18 protein-coding genes and 1 tRNA gene are annotated in these 18338 nt (G+C 72.6%); 12 read left to right on the top strand and 7 right to left on the bottom strand.

Annotated elements, in window-relative coordinates:
* Positions 1-7: 7 nt before the first annotated feature.
* Positions 8-958 carry an aldo/keto reductase gene (locus tag ABFT23_RS10145; RefSeq protein ID WP_347894785.1) on the top strand — a complete coding sequence of 317 codons (951 nt, stop codon included), beginning with the start codon at positions 8-10 and terminating at the stop codon, positions 956-958.
* On the top strand, positions 958-1176 hold the full coding sequence (locus ABFT23_RS10140; protein WP_347894783.1) for a DUF5703 family protein: 219 nt from the start codon (positions 958-960) through the stop codon (positions 1174-1176). Before ABFT23_RS10145 ends, ABFT23_RS10140 begins: the two co-directional genes overlap by 1 nt.
* 203 nt (positions 1177-1379) lie before the next feature.
* Here the strand turns inward: ABFT23_RS10140 and ABFT23_RS10135 are convergent, their stop codons facing one another.
* Positions 1380-2729, bottom strand: coding sequence for a M20/M25/M40 family metallo-hydrolase (locus ABFT23_RS10135; protein ID WP_347894781.1), 1350 nt, complete (start codon positions 2727-2729; stop codon positions 1380-1382).
* A gap of 79 nt (positions 2730-2808) precedes the next feature.
* On the opposite strand from ABFT23_RS10135, the gene ABFT23_RS10130 reads away from it, so the two are divergent.
* The 4 genes from ABFT23_RS10130 to ABFT23_RS10115 all read left to right on the top strand — a co-directional run bounded on the left by ABFT23_RS10130 (position 2809) and on the right by ABFT23_RS10115 (position 6156).
* A tRNA-Leu gene (locus tag ABFT23_RS10130) sits at positions 2809-2894 on the top strand.
* A 109-nt stretch (positions 2895-3003) separates the two neighbouring features.
* Positions 3004-3432: a Fur family transcriptional regulator gene (locus ABFT23_RS10125; protein WP_347894779.1), complete on the top strand. Its 429-nt coding sequence runs from the start codon at positions 3004-3006 to the stop codon at positions 3430-3432.
* 82 nt (positions 3433-3514) lie between these two features.
* Positions 3515-5710 carry a catalase/peroxidase HPI gene (katG, locus tag ABFT23_RS10120; protein ID WP_347895076.1) on the top strand — a complete coding sequence of 732 codons (2196 nt, stop codon included), beginning with the start codon at positions 3515-3517 and terminating at the stop codon, positions 5708-5710.
* 323 nt (positions 5711-6033) lie between these two features.
* Positions 6034-6156, top strand: a complete 123-nt coding sequence (locus tag ABFT23_RS10115) for a hypothetical protein (protein WP_347894777.1) — start codon at positions 6034-6036, stop codon at positions 6154-6156.
* Between the two features lie 45 nt (positions 6157-6201).
* Here ABFT23_RS10115 and ABFT23_RS10110 read toward each other — a convergent pair whose 3' ends face one another.
* A complete protein-coding gene (locus tag ABFT23_RS10110; protein ID WP_347894775.1) occupies positions 6202-7584 on the bottom strand; it encodes a helix-turn-helix domain-containing protein in 1383 nt (460 codons plus the stop codon).
* A gap of 139 nt (positions 7585-7723) precedes the next feature.
* Here ABFT23_RS10110 and ABFT23_RS10105 point away from each other — a divergent pair, with 139 nt between their 5' ends.
* Positions 7724-8497, top strand: coding sequence for an isocitrate lyase/PEP mutase family protein (locus tag ABFT23_RS10105; RefSeq protein ID WP_347894773.1), 774 nt, complete (start codon positions 7724-7726; stop codon positions 8495-8497).
* Between the two features lie 2 nt (positions 8498-8499).
* Here ABFT23_RS10105 and ABFT23_RS10100 read toward each other — a convergent pair whose 3' ends face one another.
* Positions 8500-9477, bottom strand: coding sequence for an NmrA family NAD(P)-binding protein (locus ABFT23_RS10100; RefSeq protein WP_347894772.1), 978 nt, complete (start codon positions 9475-9477; stop codon positions 8500-8502).
* 35 nt (positions 9478-9512) lie between these two features.
* Here ABFT23_RS10100 and ABFT23_RS10095 point away from each other — a divergent pair, with 35 nt between their 5' ends.
* Complete coding sequence (locus ABFT23_RS10095; protein ID WP_347894770.1) at positions 9513-10091, top strand: LysR family substrate-binding domain-containing protein; 579 nt, start codon at positions 9513-9515, stop codon at positions 10089-10091.
* Between the two features lie 6 nt (positions 10092-10097).
* On the opposite strand, the gene ABFT23_RS10090 is transcribed toward ABFT23_RS10095, so the two are convergent.
* On the bottom strand, positions 10098-11531 hold the full coding sequence (locus ABFT23_RS10090; protein WP_347894768.1) for a GuaB1 family IMP dehydrogenase-related protein: 1434 nt from the start codon (positions 11529-11531) through the stop codon (positions 10098-10100).
* A gap of 26 nt (positions 11532-11557) precedes the next feature.
* Here ABFT23_RS10090 and galK point away from each other — a divergent pair, with 26 nt between their 5' ends.
* The gene (gene galK / locus ABFT23_RS10085) at positions 11558-12658 is read left to right on the top strand and encodes a galactokinase (RefSeq protein ID WP_347894766.1); all 1101 of its coding nucleotides are present in this window, start codon (positions 11558-11560) and stop codon (positions 12656-12658) included.
* Here galK and ABFT23_RS10080 read toward each other — a convergent pair whose 3' ends face one another.
* Entirely contained in the window at positions 12659-13969 is a 1311-nt protein-coding gene (locus tag ABFT23_RS10080; protein ID WP_347894765.1) for a DUF2252 domain-containing protein, read from the bottom strand.
* A 120-nt stretch (positions 13970-14089) separates the two neighbouring features.
* On the opposite strand from ABFT23_RS10080, the gene ABFT23_RS10075 reads away from it, so the two are divergent.
* Positions 14090-14380, top strand: a complete 291-nt coding sequence (locus tag ABFT23_RS10075; RefSeq protein WP_347894763.1) for a YiaA/YiaB family inner membrane protein — start codon at positions 14090-14092, stop codon at positions 14378-14380.
* Between the two features lie 109 nt (positions 14381-14489).
* On the top strand, positions 14490-14999 hold the full coding sequence (locus ABFT23_RS10070) for a hypothetical protein (protein WP_347894761.1): 510 nt from the start codon (positions 14490-14492) through the stop codon (positions 14997-14999).
* A gap of 68 nt (positions 15000-15067) precedes the next feature.
* Here the strand turns inward: ABFT23_RS10070 and ABFT23_RS10065 are convergent, their stop codons facing one another.
* The gene (locus ABFT23_RS10065; protein WP_347894760.1) at positions 15068-16282 is read right to left on the bottom strand and encodes an acyl-CoA dehydrogenase family protein; all 1215 of its coding nucleotides are present in this window, start codon (positions 16280-16282) and stop codon (positions 15068-15070) included.
* The gene (locus ABFT23_RS10060; protein ID WP_347894758.1) at positions 16282-17646 is read right to left on the bottom strand and encodes an acyl-CoA dehydrogenase family protein; all 1365 of its coding nucleotides are present in this window, start codon (positions 17644-17646) and stop codon (positions 16282-16284) included. The genes ABFT23_RS10065 and ABFT23_RS10060 overlap by 1 nt, the downstream gene beginning before the upstream one ends.
* Positions 17647-17731: 85 nt before the next feature.
* Here ABFT23_RS10060 and def point away from each other — a divergent pair, with 85 nt between their 5' ends.
* Complete coding sequence (def, locus tag ABFT23_RS10055) at positions 17732-18322, top strand: peptide deformylase (protein ID WP_347894756.1); 591 nt, start codon at positions 17732-17734, stop codon at positions 18320-18322.
* The last annotated feature ends 16 nt before the right edge of the window (positions 18323-18338 follow it).

Genomic DNA, 18338 nt, shown 5'->3' with positions numbered 1-18338 from the left:
TTTTCACATGCAGCGACGTGCCCTGGGCCGCACCGGCCTCAAGGTGTCCCGCCTGGGTCTCGGCACCATGACCTGGGGTCGTGACACCGACGAGCACGAGGCACGCGACCAGCTGATCGCGTTCGCCGAGGCCGGCGGCACGCTCGTCGACACCGCCGCGGGCTACACCGACGGCGACTCCGAGCGCCTCGTCGGCCGCCTCATCGGCGACGTCGTCTCCCGCGACGAGGTCGTGCTGGCCACCAAGGCGGGCGTCTCGCGGCGCTCGGGCGAGCGGGTCGTCGACACCTCGCGCGGCTCCCTCCTCACCACGCTCGACGCCTCGCTCGAGCGCCTCGGCGTCGACCACGTCGACCTGTGGCAGGTGCACGTGTGGTCCGACGAGGCACCCCTCGAGGAGACCCTGACCGCGATCGACCGCGCCGTCTCCTCCGGTCGGGCCTCCTACGTCGGCATCTCCAACTACACCGGCTGGCAGACGGCCCAGGCCGCCACGTGGCAGCGGGCCGTGCCCGGCCGGGCCACCCTCGCCTCCACCCAGGTCGAGTACTCCCTGCTCAACCGGCAGGTCGAGCGCGAGGTGCTGCCCGCGGCCGGGGCGCTCGGTCTCGGCGTCCTGCCGTGGTCACCGCTCGGCCGTGGCGTGCTCACCGGCAAGTACCGCGGCGGCACGCCGTCCGACTCGCGCGCCGCGTCGCCGGTGTTCTCCGGCTTCGTCGGCGCCTACCTCGACGACGACAGCGCCCGCGTGGTCGAGGCCGTCGCGCGCGCCGCCGACGGACTCGGCTGGACTCCGCTCGAGGTCGCCCTGGTGTGGGTGCGCGACCGCCGCGGCGTCACCGCCCCGATCGTGGGCGCCCGCACCGCCCAGCAGCTGCGCGGCTCGCTCGACACCGACGACAAGGTGCTGCCGCCCGAGCTCGTGGCCGCGCTCGACGACGTCTCCGGGGGCGCCTGATGTCCCGGTCCGACCGCCGCGCACCCCGACCCGGTGTCGAGTGGGAGTACGACAAGGTCTCGTTCTCACGCGAGTTCTCCCGCAACGTCGTCACCAAGCTGCTCGTCGAGCGCGCCGAGCACGGCGGCTGGGAGCTCGACCGCGTGCGCATCGGCTCCGACGGCACCCGCCGCGTGATCCTGCGCCGCAAGATCATCCGCGCCGTACGAACTGCCTGAGCTGCTCGCTGCGCAGACCGCGCCCAGCTGCCGTCTTCCTCGTCGCTCGCTCGAGGGCTCGCTCCGCGTCGCCCTCGACTCGCTCCTCGTCAGACGCCAGCGCGCGGCCCGCTCCGCTTCGCGGCGGTTGTCCTCGGTTCGTGGTTGCGTCGACGTGGCGCTCGATTCAGCTGCCCGGACCGGCCTCGGTGCACTCGGCTCGATCAGACCTCGTTCAGGAAGTGATCGAAGACCCTCGCCCCGAACTCGAGGGCGTCGACGGGCACGCGCTCGTCGACGCCGTGGAACAGGGCGGTGAAGTCGAGGTCGGCCGGCAGGCGCAGGGGCGCGAAGCCGTAGGAGCGCAGGCCGAGCTTGCGGAAGTGCTTGGCGTCGGTCCCGCCGCTCATCGTGTACGGCGCGACGAGAGCGTCGGGGTCCTCGGCGAGGATCGAGCGGGTCATCGCGCCGACGAGGTCGCCGTCGTAGGGGGTCTCCCACGGCTGCTGGTGGGAGAGGAACTCCCACTCGACGTCGTCGCCGCACAGCGCGCGGAGGGTGTCGAAGAACTCGTCCTCGTAGCCGGGCAGGAAGCGGCCGTCGACGTGCGCGGTGGCCTCGGTCGGGATCACGTTGACCTTGTAGCCGGCACCGAGCTGCGTGGGGTTGGCGGTGTTGCGGATGACGGCGCCGAGCATGCGCGCCGCTCCCCCGAACTCCTCGACGAGCGCCGGGGCGTTCTCGGGCGTGGCCTCGGTGCCGGCGAGGTCGGCGACGGTCGCGAGGAGCACCTCCATCGCCGGGGTCAGGCGCACGGGCCACTCGTGGGCACCGATGCGGGCCACGGCGCCGGAGAGACGGGTCACGGCGTTGTCGGTGTTGATCATCGAGCCGTGGCCGGCCCGGCCGCGCGCGGTGAGCTTCATCCAGGCCATGCCCTTCTCGGCGGCCTCGACCAGGTAGAGGCGGCGTCCGCGGACCGTGGTGGAGAAGCCGCCGACCTCGCCGACCGCCTCGGTGCACCCCTCGAGCTCGTCGCGGTGCTGCTCGACCAGCTGCTCGGCGCCGTGGTGGCCGCCCGCCTCCTCGTCGGCGGTGAAGCAGAGCACGATCGGCCGCTCGGGCACCGCGCCGGCCCGCTGACGCGCCCGGACGACGGAGAGGAGCATCGCGTCGAAGTCCTTCATGTCGACCGCGCCGCGGCCCCACACGTAGCCGTCCTGCACCTCACCGCTGAACGGGTGCACCTGCCAGTCGTCGGCGGCGGCCGGGACGACGTCGAGGTGGCCGTGCAGGAGCAGCTTGTCGCGGCCGTCGCTGCCGTCACCGCCCCAGTGCGCGACCACCGACGTGCGCCCCGGCGTCGACTCGTGGAGGCGGGCCTCGATGCCGACCTCGTCGAGCAGCGCGGCGACGTGCTCGGCCGCCTTGCGCTCCCCCGGACCGCCCGACCCGTCGGGCTCGCCGTAGTTGCTGGTGTCGATGCGGATCAGGTCGCGGCACAGCTCCACGACCTCCGCCGCGGGGTCGTACGTCGGCCCGGATCCGGCGTCCTGCTGCGGTTCGGTCTGCATGGCCCCATCCTGGCACCCGCCGGTGACGCCCCCGATGCGGCTCCCGGGCGCACCCTTTGCTAGTTTTCTCATCGCACTCGTCCGGGTGGCGGAATTGGCAGACGCGCTAGCTTGAGGTGCTAGTGCCCGTATTAGGGCGTGGGGGTTCAAGTCCCCCCTCGGACACAGAACAGCAGATTGGCCCCGGTCATCCTCGCGAGGACCGGGGCCTTTCTCGTGCTCCGCCCGCGCGGCTTTCTTGACTCGTTCCAGTAAACGGGGCAGAGTCGAGGCCATGTCCCACCCCGCTGCACCGACGCCCGAGCAGCTGCTCCGGGGGGCCGCGCTGCGGGTCACCCGCCAGCGGCTCGCCGTCCTGCAGGCGGTGCAGGCCCACCCGCATGCCGAGACCGACGCCGTCATCGACGCCGTGCGCGCCGACCTCGGCGTCGTGTCCCACCAGGCCGTCTACGACGTGCTGCGGGCCCTCACCGAGGCCGGCCTGCTGCGCCGCATCCAGCCCTCCGGCTCGGTCGCGCGCTACGAGACGCGGACCGGCGACAACCACCACCACGTCGTTTGCCGCTCCTGCGGAGCGGTGGCCGACGTCGACTGCGCCACGGGCGCGGCTCCCTGTCTGACGGCGTCCGACGACAGCGGCTTCGTGATCGACGAGGCCGAGGTCATCTACTGGGGCACCTGCCCCGCCTGTACGTCGTCCTGATCCACCGGCTCCACCCATCCACTCCACCACCCCGGAAGGACTCCGCGTGTCCCAGCACGACCACGAGACCGTCGAAGCCGACATGAACACCGAGGACGCGGGCGGCTGCCCGGTCCACGCGGGCCGCATGGGCCACCCCACCGAGAGTGCGAGCAACACCGACTGGTGGCCCAACCAGCTCAACCTCAAGATCCTGCGCAAGCACCAGCCCGTCGCCGACCCCCTGGGCGCCGACTTCGACTACAAGGCCGCCTTCGAGTCCGTCGACCTCGACGAGCTCGCCCGCGACGTCGACGCCGTGATGACCGACTCGCAGGACTGGTGGCCCGCCGACTTCGGCCACTACGGCGGCTTCATGGTCCGCATGGCGTGGCACTCGGCCGGCACCTACCGCACCGACGACGGGCGAGGGGGCGCCGGCGCCGGCATGCAGCGCTTCGCGCCGCTGAACTCCTGGCCCGACAACGGCAACCTCGACAAGGCCCGCCGGCTGCTGTGGCCGGTCAAGAAGAAGTGGGGCCAGAAGGTCTCCTGGGCCGACCTGATGATCTTCGCCGGCAACCGCGCCCTCGAGACGATGGGCTTCAAGACCTTCGGCTTCGCCGGTGGCCGCGCCGACGTCTGGGAGCCCGACGAGGACGTCTACTGGGGTCCCGAGCGCACCTGGCTGGGCGACGAGCGCTACACCGGCGACCGCCAGCTGGAGAAGCCGCTGGGCGCCGTCCAGATGGGCCTGATCTACGTCAACCCCGAGGGCCCCAACGCCAACCCCGACCCGCTGGCCTCCGCCCGCGACATCCGCGAGACCTTCGGCCGCATGGCGATGAACGACGAGGAGACCGCCGCCCTCATCGCCGGTGGGCACACGTTCGGCAAGACCCACGGCGCGGCCGACCCCGAGCAGTACGTCGGCGCCGAGCCCGAGGGCGCCTCGATCGAGGAGCAGGGCCTGGGCTGGAAGCAGAGCTTCGGCTCGGGCAAGGGCCGCGACGCCATCACCAGCGGTCTCGAGGTCACCTGGACCTCGACCCCGGTGCAGTGGAGCATGGGCTACCTGGAGAACCTGTTCGGCTACGAGTGGGAGCTCACCAAGAGCCCGGCCGGCGCCTGGCAGTTCCAGGCGGTCGGCGACGAGGCCGCCAACACCATCCCCGACCCCGAGTCGGGCGAGCTGAACCGCCGTCCCACGATGCTCGTCTCCGACATCGCCCTGCGCGAGGACCCGATCTACCGCGAGATCTGCCTGCGGTTCAAGGACGACGAGGCCTACTTCGCCGACACCTTCGCCCGTGCCTGGTACAAGCTCACGCATCGCGACATGGGGCCCAAGCAGCGCTACCTCGGCGCCTGGGTGCCGCAGGAGGACCTGCTCTGGCAGGACCCCGTGCCGGCGCTCGACCACCCGGTCGTCGACGACGCCGACGTGGCCGCGCTGAAGGAGCAGATCCTCGCCACCGGCCTCGACGTCTCGCAGCTGGTGAAGACCGCCTGGGCCGCCGCCTCGTCGCACCGGGTGAGCGACAAGCGCGGTGGCGCCAACGGCGGCCGGCTGCGTCTCGAGCCGCAGAACGGCTGGGCGGTCAACGACCCGGCCGCGATCGCGCCGGTCATCACCGCGCTGGAAGGCATCCAGGCCGACTTCAACGCCTCCGCCACCGGTGGCAAGAAGGTCTCCTTCGCCGACCTCGTCGTCCTCGCGGGCGCCGCGGCGGTCGAGAAGGCCGCGGCCGACGGCGGCGTCAGCGTCACCGTGCCGTTCACGCCTGGGCGCACCGACGCCACCCAGGAGCAGACCGACGTCGAGTCGTTCAGCCACCTCGAGCCGACCTCCGACGGCTTCCGCAACGTGCTGGCCAAGGACGGTCGCCTGCCCGGGGAGTACCGCCTCGTCGACCGCGCCAACCTCCTCGGTCTCAGCGCGCCGGAGATGACCGTGCTCGTCGGTGGCCTCCGGGTGCTCGGCGCCAACACCGGCGACAACAGCAAGGGCGTGCTGACCGAGCGCGTCGGCGTGCTGAGCAACGACTTCTTCACCCACCTGCTGGGCATGGACGTCACCTGGACCGGCATCGAGGGCGACGACGACGGCTTCGTCGCCAAGGACGTCAACGGAGCCGACAAGTGGACCGGGAGCCGGGTCGACCTCGTCTTCGGGTCGAACTCCGAGCTGCGAGCCGTCGCCGAGGTCTACGCCAGCGACGACGCCGGCGAGAAGTTCGTGCACGATTTCGTCGCCGCATGGTCGAAGGTCATGGACCTCGACCGCTACGATGTCTGACCTGTAGCCGGGAGCCTCCGGCCCTCAGACCACACCAACGGCCCGTCCCCACCGGGGGACGGGCCGTTGTCGTTTTCTGCTCGACCACCGCCCAAGACCAGCCCGCCTCTCCCCGACCAACGCGAGCGAGACCAGAACAGATGGTGCCGGTGTGACTCATGAGATCCGAGAGATCGATGTGAAGGCAGGCTGGCGCCCCAAACGCAAGAAACCCTCAGCGTTTGGTGACAATAGTGGGGCATTGCCAAAGAGTTTGCCAGAATGTACCTCATCGCAGGGCGCGCCGAAAGGGGCGCGGCCCGCCAACACAGGAGTGTCTCCCCATGTCGAAGTTCCGCGCCCTCATCGCCTCCTCGCTGCTCGCCGCCGCCGTCGTCGGTGGTGCGGCGGTCGCAGCGCCGGCCCAGGGAACCGACTCCGCCGCCTCGGTGTGGTGCTGCAAGTAGCACCCAGAACCCGACGACGGCGCCGGCTCTCCCGCGGGCAGGTCGTCAGGTAGTGCGCACCGCCATGCTCGGCGAGGTCAGCCCGGTCGAGGTACCGGCGCGCTGGAACGCCTCGATGGCGTCCTCCATCGCCCCGTGCGACCGCAGCAGGTTGGCCAGCTCGAACCAGAGCTGGGCCGCCTCACGATCGGCGCCCATGCCGTCGAGCACGACCAGCGCACGGCGGAACCGCGCCACGGCGTCGTCGGCGTCACCGCGACTGGCGGCGACCTGACCGAGCACCGTGAGCGCCTGGGCACTGAGCATCAGGCTGCTCTCGCGCACGGCCTCGAAGCAGTCCTCGGCCAGCCGCTCGGCCTCCTCGACGTCGCCGATCAGCAGTCGGCAACGGGCTCGACCGAGCTCGTTGCGGCCGAAGTCGATCGGGCTGGCCGTCGTGTGGTCCATCTCGGCGCGGGCACGCTCGAAGTTGCGCATCGCCTCGTCGACGTCGGGCGGGCTCATCGACAGCTGCAGGAAGCCGAGCTGGCTGCGCAGGCGGGCCATGGCGCTGGCGTCGTGCGTCTGCTCGAGCAGCGTGATCGCCTTGTGGGCCAGCGGCAGCGCGTCGGCGATGTTGCCCTGGCGCTCGTGCACGATGCTGCTGTTCCAGTAGGCCGAGGCCCGGGCGGTCGGGCTCTCCAGCGCCTCGGCGCTCTCGACGGCCCGCGCGCACAGCCGCATGGCGTAGTTGACGTCGCCCCGCTCGTAGTGGGCGGCGGCCACGGTGACCGCGAGCTGGATGCCCTCGGTGCTGCCGTGCAGGTCGGCGGCGTCGATCATGGCCGAGGCGCGGTCGCCCACCTCGCAGGCACGGGCGAGGTCGCCCTCCTCGCGGTAGCAGTGGCTCAGCAGGATCAGCGCGCGGAGCCGCAGGTGCGACTCGTGGCTGGCCGAGACGACGTCCTCGAGGACCTTGATGGCGCCACTCAGGTCGCCGAGCGACTCGAGCGCCTGCGCCTTGAGGTACTTCGCCTTGGTCGCGAGCTCGTGCGGGACGTCAGGCGAGGCCAGCACGGCGTCGATGCGGACCAGCGCCGACGGGCCGTCGCCGGTGCGGACGTCGAGGTCGGCGTAGTCGAGCTCGAGGGTGACCCGCGCGAGCTCCTCCCGCGCGGCGACGTCGTCGTCGGGGGCCAGCAGCTCGTCGGGATCGCAGCCCAGACGGTTGGCGAGGGCGACCAGCAGGTCGGCGCTCGCGCGCCGCTGACCTGCTTCGATGCGGGAGATGTAGGCGGTCGACATGACGTCGCCGGCGGCCTCCCCCTGCGTCAGACCGGCACGCTGGCGGGCGAGCCGGATGCGAGAGCCGACCAGGCCGGCGTCGATGTTCTTGGCCCGGACGCGGAGGTCGGGCGTGACCTGCCAGAGGTCCCCTTGAGTGTCCACCTGACAAGTATGCCCGAATATGTCTTGCGACACAGTCACCCTGTTGAGATCGGTCACTCCTTGCGGAGAAGTTGAGACTGCGCCAGTCCGCGCCCTCACCGCGTGGTGGCGCGCCCTGTCGGCGTGGCAGGCTCGGGTCATGAGTCTCGACGACACCGCTGCCCGCGCCACCGCCCTCCTCGACCTGCACCGCGATCCACGACTCTTGACGGTCGTCAACGTCTGGGATGCCATCAGTGCTCAGGTCGTGACCGGCCTCGCCGGAACCGTGGCGCTGGCCACCGCGAGCCACTCGATCGCTGCGTCCCGCGGCTACGAGGACGGCGAGAACATCCCCGTCGACGAGATGGTCGAGGAGGTGCGCCGCATCGTCGCCGCCACCACGCTGCCGGTGACGGCCGACCTCGAGGGTGGCTACGGCGACGCCGCCGAGACGGTGCGCAAGGCGATCGGCGTGGGTGTCGTCGGGGCGAACATCGAGGACCAGATGAAGCCGCTGGCCGAGGCGGCCGCCCAGGTGGAGGCGGTCATGGCCGCGGCAGCGTCGGCCGGCGTCCCCGACTTCGTGCTCAACGCTCGCACGGACGCCTTCGTCAAGGGCGTCGACGACCCGCTGGCCGAGGCGGTCACGAGGGGCAAGGCGTTCCTCGACGCCGGCGCGCCCGTCGTGTTCGTGCCCGGGATGCTCGACGAGCAGCAGGTCGCGACGCTGGTCGAGGCCTTCGGGCCGCAGCGACTGACCACGATCGGGCTCCCCGGCACGCCGTCCCTGGCCCGGCTGGAGGAGCTCGGCGTGGCACGCGTGTCGTACGGCCCGCTCTCGCAGCGGGTCGCGCTCACGGCGCTGGCCGAGCTCGTCGAGGCGGTGCACGCCGGTGGCGGCGTCCCCGAGGGCACGAGGCCGTTGAACTGAGCTCAGCCGCGGGTGGTGCCGACCCAGTCGGGGTCGCTGGCGGCCTCGCCCTGCACGTCGCCGTCCGGTGAGGTCGCCGCGGTGTCTCCGGCCAGCGAGCGAACGAGGGCCTCGTCGAGCGAGAGGTAGTCGACCCCCGGGGCGAGGTCGTGATGCACGTCGTCGTCGCGGCAGACCATGTCATGGGTGAGGCTGCGTACCAGCGCCTTGATCGTCGAGCGCGGGATGCCGGTGAGCAGCGCCACGCCCTCGCCGACCACCGTCTGCGGGGCGACGAGCAGCGGCACCTGCGGGCGGTCGAGCCCGGCGGCGTCGGCGAAGCGCGCGAGCAGCTCGGCGTAGGTGAGCACCTCGTCGCCACCCACGTCGTAGGTGCGGTCGCGGGCGGGGCCCTCCAGGGCCGCGCAGAGCAGCCGGACGACGTCCTCCACCGCGACGGGCTGGATGCGGCTCGACATCCACGTCGGCAGCGTGACGACCGGCAGCCGCTCGGTCATGCGCCGCATCACCTCGAACGACATCGACCCGCCCCCGATGACCATCGAGGCGCGCAGCACGGTGGCGGGCACCGGCCCGGCGCGCAGGATCTCCTCCACCTCGAGCCGCGAGGCCAGGTGGTCGGAGAGCTCGGCGTGCGGGACGTCGGGCACGAGCCCGGAGAGGTAGACGACGCGGTCGGTGCCGGCGTAGGACGTCGCGGCGACGAGGCTCTCAGCCGCCTCGCGGTCGCGCTTGACGAACTCCCCCGCCCCCATCGAGTGCACGAGGTACATCACCGCGTCGACCTCACGCACCGCGAGGTGGACCGAGACGGTGTCCTCGACGTCGAAGAAGCGGCGCTCGACCTGCGCGGCCCAGGCGAAGCGGTCGACCGCGGCGAGGTCGCGCACGCCGACGACGACGTCGTGACCGGCCGCGACCAGCGCCGGCACGAGGCGCGAGCCGATGTAGCCGGTGGCACCGGTGACGAGGACGCGCACGAGGCGAACCTACGGCAGCCTCCTATCGTTCCCCCATGACCTTCAGGGTGACGTTCGTGACCGGCGCGACGCCGGACAAGTGGGCGCGGGCGTGGCGTGAGCGCCGCGACGAGCCCCTCGAGCTCGTGCCCGTCGACGAGACCGACCAGGTCGTCGCGCTGCGGGCGGGCGAGGCCGACATGGCGATCGTGCGGCTGCCCGTCGACACCGACGGCCTGCATTGCGTGCGGCTCTACGAGGAGCTGCCCGTCGTCGTCGCCGGGCGTGAGCACCTCGTCGCCGCGGCCGACCCCGACGGCGTCACGCTCGCCGACCTCGACGACGAGCAGCTGGTGCTCCCGCACCCGTCGGGCTGGACGCCGTCCGCCGAGCAGCTCGCCTGGCCGCCCATGACGCCGGGCGAGGCCGTCGAGACGGTCGCGGCCGGCACCGGCGTGGCCGTCGTCCCGATGTCGGTGGCCCGGCTGCACGCCCGCAAGGACGTCGTGGCCCGTCCCGTGCTCGACCTCGACCCGACGACCGTCGCCCTGGTGTGGCCGCAGGCCGACGACGGCGAGCGCACCCAGGCCTTCGTGGGCATCACCAAGGGTCGGGGCGCGCGCTCGAGCCGCTGACGCTCACTACCAGCTGGTGGCGAGCGGACGGCCCTCGTGGAACCCGGCGGCCGACTGGACGCCGACCAGGGCGCGCTCGTGCAGCTCGGCGAGCGTGGTGGCGCCGGCGTAGGTGCACGCCGAGCGCAGTCCCGAGCAGATCTGGTCGACGAGGTCCTCGACGCCGGGCCGCGCCGGGTCGAGGTACATGCGCGAGGAGGAGATGCCCTCCTCGTACAGGCCCTTGCGAGCGCGGTCGTAGGCCGACTCCCCCGCCGTGCGGTGGGCGACCGCGCGGGCCGACGCCATGCCGAACGAGACCTTGTAGGCCCGGCCGTCGGCGTCGTGCACGAGGTCGCCGGGCGACTCGTGGGTGCCGGCGAACCAGCTGCCGATCATCACCGACGAGGCGCCTGCGGCCAGGGCGAGGGCGACGTCGCGGGGGTGTCGGACGCCGCCGTCGGCCCACACGTGGGCGCCGAGCTCGCGCGCGGCGGCGGCGCACTCGAGCACCGCGGAGAACTGGGGGCGGCCCACGCCGGTCATCATCCGGGTCGTGCACATCGCCCCGGGCCCGACACCGACCTTGACGACGTCGGCACCCGCCTCGACGAGCGCGCGCGTGCCCTCGGCGGAGACGACGTTGCCCGCCACGACCGGCACCTGAGGGTCGAGAGCCCGGACGGCGCGCAGCGACTCGAGCATGCGGTCCTGGTGGCCGTGGGCGGTGTCGACGACGAGGCAGTCGACGCCGGCGTCGAGCAGGGCCGCGGCGGTGTCGGCCACCCGGCCGTTGACGCCGACGGCGGCGGCGATGCGCAACCCGCCGCTGGCGTCGACGGCCGGGGTGTACAGCGTCGCCCGGAGTGCGCCGGTGCGGGTGAGCACGCCGACGAGGGCCCCGGTCGGGTCGACGGCGACCGCGAGGCCGACCCGGCCGGCGTCGAGCCGGTCGAAGACCTCGCGCGGGTCGGCGTCGTGCGGGACGACGACCGCGGGCGGGCGCATCACCTGGCCGGCCTGGGCGAACCGGTCGACGTCGCGGCAGTCGCCCTCGGTGACGATGCCGACGGGGCTGCCGTCGACCACCACGACGGCCGCGCCGTGCGCGCGCTTCGGGATGAGGGCCAGCGCCTCGGCGACGGTCTGCTCGGGGCGGAGCACGATCGGGGTTTCGAAGACGTGGTGGCGCGCCTTGACCGCCGCCACGACCTCGGCGACCACCTCGGCCGGGATGTCCTGCGGGATGACGGTGATGCCGCCCCGGCGGGCGATGGTCTCGGCCATGCGCTTGCCGGCGATCGCGGTCATGTTGGCCACCACCAGCGGCAGCGTCGCGCCGGTGCCGTCGGTCGTCGTGAGGTCGACGTCGTAGCGGCTGGCGACGGCGCTGTGCCGGGGCACCATGAAGACGTCGTCGTAGGTCAGGTCGTGTGCCGGGGTCGTGCCGAGGAACTCCACGTGGGCCAACTCTAGAGTCGGACCCCGTGAGCCACGACTTCTCGGTACGAGCGCCAGGCCGCGTCAACCTCATCGGTGAGCACACCGACTACAACCGCGGGCTGTGCCTGCCGATCGCGATCGCGGCGCAGACCACCGCCTCGGTGCGGGTGCTCGACGACGGTCCGTCGCGCATCACGAGCGCGCAGCAGGACCAGCCGTGGGTCGGCTCGGCCGCCGAGGCGGCGCCGGGGCGCGTCTCCGGCTGGGCGGCGTACGCGGCCGGGGTGCTCTGGGCGCTCGCCGAGGCCGGCTTCGACGTGCCGCCGCTCGACGTGCGGCTCGACAGCACGGTGCCGCTCGGGGCCGGCCTCTCGAGCTCGGCGTCGCTCGAGGCCGCGGTCGCCGTCGCGGCGGTGACGGCGTCCGGACGTGGCCTCGACGACGGGCTCCGGACCGAGCTCGTGGCGGCGTGTCGTCGCGCCGAGTCCGAGGTCGTCGGCGCCCCGACCGGCGGCCTCGACCAGACGGCGGTGCTGCTCGCCCGCGAGGGCGCGGCGGTGCTGCTCGACTTCGACGACGGCGAGCCCGCCGACGTGCCGACCGGCTTCGTCGAGGCCGGGCTGGACCTCCTCGTCGTCGACACCCGGGTCGCGCACGCCCTCACCGACGGCGGCTACGGGTCGCGGCGCGAGGAGTGCGAGCGCGCGGCCGCCCGGCTCGGCCTGACGTCGCTGCGCGCGGCCGGCCTGGACGACGTCGCGCGCCTCGACGACGACGTCCTGCGCCGCCGCGCCACCCACGTCGTCACCGAGAACGACCGCGTGCGCGCCGTCGTCGACGCACTCGGCGCCCGCGACTGGGCCCGGGTCGGCACCCTGTTCACCGCCTCGCACGCCTCGTTGCGCGACGACTTCGAGGTCTCCTGCCCCGAGCTCGACCTCGTCGTCGACACCGCCCTGCAGGCCGGCGCGCTCGGCGCCCGGATGACCGGCGGCGGGTTCGGCGGGTCGGCGATCGCCCTGGTGCCGAGCGAGCGCGCCGACGCCGTGCGCCGGGCGGTCGACCTGGCCTTCGTCGCGGCGGGTCTCGGGACGCCGGGTCACCTCGACGGGACGCCGTCGCGCGGCGCCGGACTGCTCACCTGATCACGCGGTGGCCGTGACGCCGATCGCACCGGCGCGGAACGCCTCGACGAAGCGGGCGTGGTCGTCGCGCACCTGCTCGGCGTAGGAGGCGCCGAAGTCGGTCAGCCACGACACCAGCTCGTCGTCGCGCCCGCCTATCGCCTCGGTGACGGCGTCCTCGACCTGGAAGTCGACGAGGTCCTCCTCGCTGTCCTCGTCGGAGGCGCAGTGGATCTTCGCCGTCGCCCGGCCGAGCAGGCCGACGACCTGCTCGATCGTCGAGGGCTCGATGAGCCCGGACCAGTCGAGGTCGACCTCGTAGGGCGAGACCTCCGCGACGACGTAGCCCACGCCGTCGATGGCGGTGTGGCCGAGCATCGCGTCGGTGTGCGCCTGGAGCGCGCGCTGGCTCACGACGGTGCGGTGCCCCTCGTGGTCGAAGTAGCGGTCGACCTCGACGGCGTCGACGAACCGGCTGACGGCCGGCACGTTGGCCTGCTTCATCGACAGCAGGACGTCGTCGTCGAGGGCCTCGCTGTAGCCCTCGATGAGCAGGTTGTAGGCCGGCAGGCCGGCGCTGCCGATGCCGAAGCCGGACTTGCCAACCACGTCGCGCAGGTCGTGGAAGCCCTCGCGGCCCGAGCGCAGGTGGCCGGGGATGCTGGCCAGGTAACCCTCGTAGGCCGCCGTCACGCGCTCGCGCTCGGCGTCGTCGAGCCGGCGCACCGTGGGGTCGTCGGCGAAGACGCGGACGCCGTCGACCTCGACCGTGTTGGCGTCGAGCAGCTCGGCGCGCCGGCGGCTCCGGGCGAGCACCAACGCGTCGTGGATCGGGCCGTCGGTGTTCGACAACGACAGCGCGAACTCGTCGGTGTGGCTCTCGACGTAGGCGCGGACCTGGTCGAGGTAGGCCCGGACGTAGGACTCGGTCAGGCGGGTGACGTCGTCGACGGGGAGCGCCTTCTGCCAGCCCATCAGGGCCAGGGACGCCGCGAAGCGCTGGAGGTCCCAGGTGAAGCGCCCGAGGTAGGCCTCGTCGAAGTCGTTGACGTCGAAGACCATCCGGCCGTCGGAGTTGAGGTAGGTGCCGAAGTTCTCGACGTGCAGGTCGCCGTGCACCCAGATGCGGGCGGCGTCGCCGGTCGCGAACGGGTCCTCCGCGCCGACGACGTCGTGGAAGAACAGGCACGCCGTGCCGCGGTAGAAGGCGTGCGGGTCGCGCGCCATGGTGCGGTACTTGGCACGGAAGGCCGCCGGGGTGGCCTCCATGAGCGGGGCGAAGGCGTCGCCCAGCACGGTGATGATCTCGTCGGTGCGGGAGTCCGTCGTCACCCCGCCACCGTGCCACGACGTCCGGCACCGCGCACCCAGGACGCGCGAGTGCGGGTACTCAGTCGGGGTCGAGTACGTCCGCGGACGGCGTCCGGGCCGATCGCGGCCAGAGTTCTCGTCATGACGAACCAGCCCTCCTCCGCCTCCAACACCGCCGCCTTCTTCGCCATGTCCGGCATCTCGTTCGCCGTGTCGCTGACGGGCCTGCTGATCGCCGTCCTCTACATCGACGCCGACCCGTGGGCCAAGGCGTTCCTCGCCCTCGGCACCCTGTTCCTGGTGACGTCGACGTTCACGCTGGCCAAGTGCGTGCGCGACAACCAGGAGAACGCCTCGGTCACCCACCGCATCGACCAGGCCCGCGTCGACCGCCTCCTCGCCGAGCACGACCCGTTCCGCTCCGTCTCCTGAGCGACCTGCGTGGTCGGTGGCGTCAGCGCCGTGTGGTGGCCCTCACCCTGCGGCGTCGACCACCCCACCGGGCGGCGTCGGCGTCCGGGCGGAGTGCCAGGCTGGGCCCATGGCACTCCTCGACACCGTGAGCTCCGTGGTCCGAGTCCCGCTGCGCGTCGCCGGCAAGGCCGTCGGCACCGTGACGGGCACCGTCAGCAAGGTCCTGCCCGGCGGCAGGTCCGCGCCGCCGCAGCGCCCCCTCGACACGCGCGCCGACGCCGAGCCCGCGCCCGAGCCCGTCGCCGCCACCCGCACGACGCCGGTCGAGAAGCCGCCGGCCAAGGGGCCGGTCGAGCCGGTCGCGAAGAAGGCCGCGGCGAAGAAGGCCCCCGCCAAGAAGGCACCGGCGAAGAAGGCACCCGCCGCCAAGGCGCCGGCGGCGAAGAAGGCGCCCTCGAAGAAGGCCGCCCCGAAGCTCCCGCCGCCGGTCGCCGAGCCGGTCGCCGAGCCCGTCACCGCGATCGACGCCGACGCCCCGGTCGACCCCACCGTCAAGCCCACCGACATCGCCCCGGTGGCCGGCAGCCAGCTCGACGAGTCGGCGGCCGCGGTCGAGACCGACGAGTCGACGTCCTGACCCTGCCCCCGAACGACGTGAGAGGCCCCGGCGATCGCCCGGGGCCTCTCGTGTCTCGGGCGACGTCGCTACTTCAGCTCGGCGCTGGACAGACCCAGCACCCGGCGCGCCACGATGAGCTGCTGGATCTGCTGGGTGCCCTCGAAGATGTCGAGGATCTTGGAGTCACGCGCCCACTTCTCGAGCAGCTCGGACTCGCTGTAGCCGACCGAGCCGGCGAGCTCGACGCACGACAGCGTGATGTCGGAGCCGACCCGGCCCGCCTTCGCCTTGGCCATGGAGGCCTCGAGCGAGTTGGGCCGGCCGTTGTCGGCCATCCAGGCCGCCTCGAGCGTCAGCAGGTAGGCGCCCTCCCAGTCGGCCTCCATCTGCAGGAACTTCGCCGCGGCAGCGCTCTGCAGCACCGCCGGGCGGTCGTAGTCGACGACGACGCCGGCGTCGGCCAGCAGCTCCCGGGTCAGGTCGAGCGAGGCGCGCGCGCACCCGACGGCCATCGCTGCCACCAGCGGGCGGGTGTTGTCGAAGGTCGCCATGGCCCCGGCGAAGCCCTGCTTGACATCGACCTCGGGCGAACCGAGCAGGTTCTCCTTCGGCACGCGGCAGTCGTCGAAGATGATCGTCGCGGTGTCGGAGGCCCGGATGCCGAGCTTGTGCTCGAGCCGGTCGACCCTCATCCCGGGCGTGCCCTTGGCGACCACGAACGACTTGATCGCGGCGCGACCGAGCTCTCTGTCGAGGGTGGCCCACACGACGATGTGGTCGGCGCGGTCGCCCGAGGTGACGTAGATCTTCTCGCCGTTGATGACGTACTCGTCGCCGTCGAGCACCGCGGTGGTCTTGATGTTGGCCGAGTCGGAGCCGGTGCCCGGCTCGGTGATCGCCATGCCGGCCCAGACGCCCTTGAACCGCTCGAGCTGCTCGTCGTCGGCCACCGAGGCGATGGCCGAGTTGCCGAGGCCCTGACGCGGCATCGACAGCAGCAGGCCGACGTCGCCCCAGCACATCTCGGCGATGGACATCACCGAGGCGAGGTTGGCGCCGTTCTTGACGGTCGTGTCGCCGTCCTTGTCGTCGCGACGGACGCCGGCCGCACCGGCGCCCTCGGAGGCGCCGGACGCGGAGAGCCCGTCGATCATCGCGGCGAGCATGTCGAGCTCCTGGGGGTACTCGTGCTCGGCGCGGTCGTACTTGCGCGAGATGGGTCGCAGCATGTTCATCGCGACCTGGTGGGCCTGGCCCACCAGCGGGCGGAACCTCTTCGGGTCCTCGAGGGAGATGGGCATCAGACCAGCACCGTTCCTTCCATGACGGCGACGGAGCGCAGGTCGCGGTACCACCGCTCGACCGGGTGCTCCTTGACGAATCCGTGGCCGCCGAGCAGCTGGACGCCGTCGAGGCCGATCTGCATGCCCTTGTCGGCGCAGGCCTTGCGGGCCAGGGCGACCTCACGGGAGAAGTCCTTGCCGGCGGCGGCCCGGGCAGCGGCCTTGTAGGTGAGCAGGCGCATGGCCTGGAGCTCGATGGCCATGTTGGCGACCATGAAGGCGACCGACTGGCGGTGCGCGATCGGCTCGCCGAACGCCTGTCGCTCCTTGACGTAGGGCGTGACGTAGTCGAGCACCGACTGGGCGGTACCGACGGCCAGGGCACACCAGGCGAGACGCGAGAGGCGCACGCACTCGGTGTAGGTGGAGCCGTCCGTGGCGCCCAGCACGGCGTCGTCGGGGACGACGACGTCGGTGAGGCTCAGCCTGGTCAGCGACCCGGCGCGCACGCCCATCGACGGGTCGCCCTCGACCGCGAGACCGGCCGTGCCGGACTCGACCAGGAACAGGACGGGGCGGCCGTCGAGGCTGGCGCCGACGACGAACAGCTCGGCCCGGTCGCCGCGGACGACGAGCGACTTGGTGCCGTTGAGCACGTAGCCGTCGGCGGTCTTGGTGGCGGTGGTCGACGGCGCCAGCGCGTCGAAGAGCACGGTGGGCTCGACGAGCGCGAGCGCCGCGGCCGGGACGTCGTCGCCGGTGAACGCGGGGAGGTAGGTCTGCTGCTGCGCGTCGGTGCCCCACAGGCCGAGGGCGGTGGCGACCGAGCCGGACGCGAGGCCCGCGACCGCGATGCCCATGTCGCCCTTCGCGAGCGCCTCGGCGACGAGGGTGCCGGCCATGGCCGAGCGCTCCTCGGACAGACCGCCGAGCGCCTCGGGGACGCCGAGGATGGGCAGGCCGATCTCGAGGCCAGCCTTCAGCACGGCCTCGGGCACCTCGCAGACGTCGTCGGCCTCGGCCGCAGCGGGCCGGACGACCTCGTCGGCGAACTCGCTGACCACGTCGACGAGCATCTGCTCGTCGTCGGTGGGCGTCAGGTCGAACACGCCGGTGCGCGGGACCGAGGTGGGCCGGGCGCCCGCGGCCCCCCGGCTGCCCGCGCGGGCGAAGGTGCGGCTCGTGGCGGTGAGCGCCTTGAAGCCGTCGCGGGTCACGGAGAACACGGCCTGCTCGGCCGGCTTGCGCAGGCCGACGCGGTCGAGGAGGTCGCTCTGGGCGAGCCGGTTGAGACCGGCCACGAGGAAGCCGATCGGGTCGCGCGACTCCGTCGTCGGCACACCGTGGCGACCGCCCGGCTTGAGGCTGGAGATCAAGGACATGCCGCTAATGTAACTCGCAGTTACACAGCGCGCTACACCAACCCGTGTCTGCGTGGTCACAGCCGCCCTCACTAGGCTCGCGCGCATGTCCGACGACGACCTGCTCGCCCCGCACGGCCCACTTCCCACCGGCGGCACGGTCCGCCCGATCACCCGCTGGGGCACCCCGGTCATGCATCGCGCCCAGGCCGACGTCACCTCCTACGACGACGAGCTGCGCACCCTGGTCGCCGACATGGTGGCCACGATGTACGCCGCCGACGGCGTGGGCCTGGCGGCCTGCCAGATCGGCGTCGACCAGCGGGTCTTCGTCTTCGACTGTCCCGACGACGACGGCCGGCGCGTCGTCGGCGTCGTCTGCAACCCCGTGCTCACCCTGCCCGAGGGCAAGGACCGGCACCTCGACGAGGACGACGAGGGCTGCCTGTCGTTCCCCGGCGCCTACGTCGAGTGCGCCCGCCCCGACGCCGCCTCCGTCACGGGGACCGGCCTCGACGGCGAGCCCGTGTCGTTCGACGGCACGGGCCTGCTCGCCCGCGCGCTGCAGCACGAGACCGACCACACCAACGGCACGGTCTTCGGCGACCGCGTCTCGGCGAAGGCCCGCAAGAAGCTGCAGAAGAAGCACGACGAGGCCGTCGACGACTTTCCCGAGGGCTGGCCAGCGGGCGACTGACGCCGGCCACGCAGGT

It is taken from the genome of Nocardioides secundeburneus (assembly GCF_039939255.1).
Lineage (GTDB): Bacteria > Actinomycetota > Actinomycetes > Propionibacteriales > Nocardioidaceae > Nocardioides.
The sequence above is the reverse complement of the archived record's forward strand: the minus strand, read 5'-3'. Positions and strand labels throughout refer to the sequence as shown.

Bases quoted from the DNA above. Each gene is read 5' to 3' on its own strand.
- ABFT23_RS10065 (WP_347894760.1), bottom strand. From the start codon at position 16,282: ATGCCCATCTCCCTCGAGGACCCGAAGAGGTTCCGCCCGCTGGTGGGC.
- ABFT23_RS10105 (WP_347894773.1), top strand. From the start codon at position 7,724: ATGAGTCTCGACGACACCGCTGCCCGCGCCACCGCCCTCCTCGACCTG.
- katG (WP_347895076.1), top strand. From the start codon at position 3,515: ATGAACACCGAGGACGCGGGCGGCTGCCCGGTCCACGCGGGCCGCATG.
- ABFT23_RS10095 (WP_347894770.1), top strand. From the start codon at position 9,513: ATGACCTTCAGGGTGACGTTCGTGACCGGCGCGACGCCGGACAAGTGG.
- ABFT23_RS10145 (WP_347894785.1), top strand. From the start codon at position 8: ATGCAGCGACGTGCCCTGGGCCGCACCGGCCTCAAGGTGTCCCGCCTG.
- def (WP_347894756.1), top strand. From the start codon at position 17,732: ATGTCCGACGACGACCTGCTCGCCCCGCACGGCCCACTTCCCACCGGC.
- ABFT23_RS10075 (WP_347894763.1), top strand. From the start codon at position 14,090: ATGACGAACCAGCCCTCCTCCGCCTCCAACACCGCCGCCTTCTTCGCC.
- ABFT23_RS10115 (WP_347894777.1), top strand. From the start codon at position 6,034: ATGTCGAAGTTCCGCGCCCTCATCGCCTCCTCGCTGCTCGCCGCCGCC.
- ABFT23_RS10125 (WP_347894779.1), top strand. From the start codon at position 3,004: ATGTCCCACCCCGCTGCACCGACGCCCGAGCAGCTGCTCCGGGGGGCC.
- ABFT23_RS10135 (WP_347894781.1), bottom strand. From the start codon at position 2,729: ATGCAGACCGAACCGCAGCAGGACGCCGGATCCGGGCCGACGTACGAC.
- ABFT23_RS10070 (WP_347894761.1), top strand. From the start codon at position 14,490: ATGGCACTCCTCGACACCGTGAGCTCCGTGGTCCGAGTCCCGCTGCGC.
- ABFT23_RS10140 (WP_347894783.1), top strand. From the start codon at position 958: ATGTCCCGGTCCGACCGCCGCGCACCCCGACCCGGTGTCGAGTGGGAG.
- ABFT23_RS10060 (WP_347894758.1), bottom strand. From the start codon at position 17,646: ATGTCCTTGATCTCCAGCCTCAAGCCGGGCGGTCGCCACGGTGTGCCG.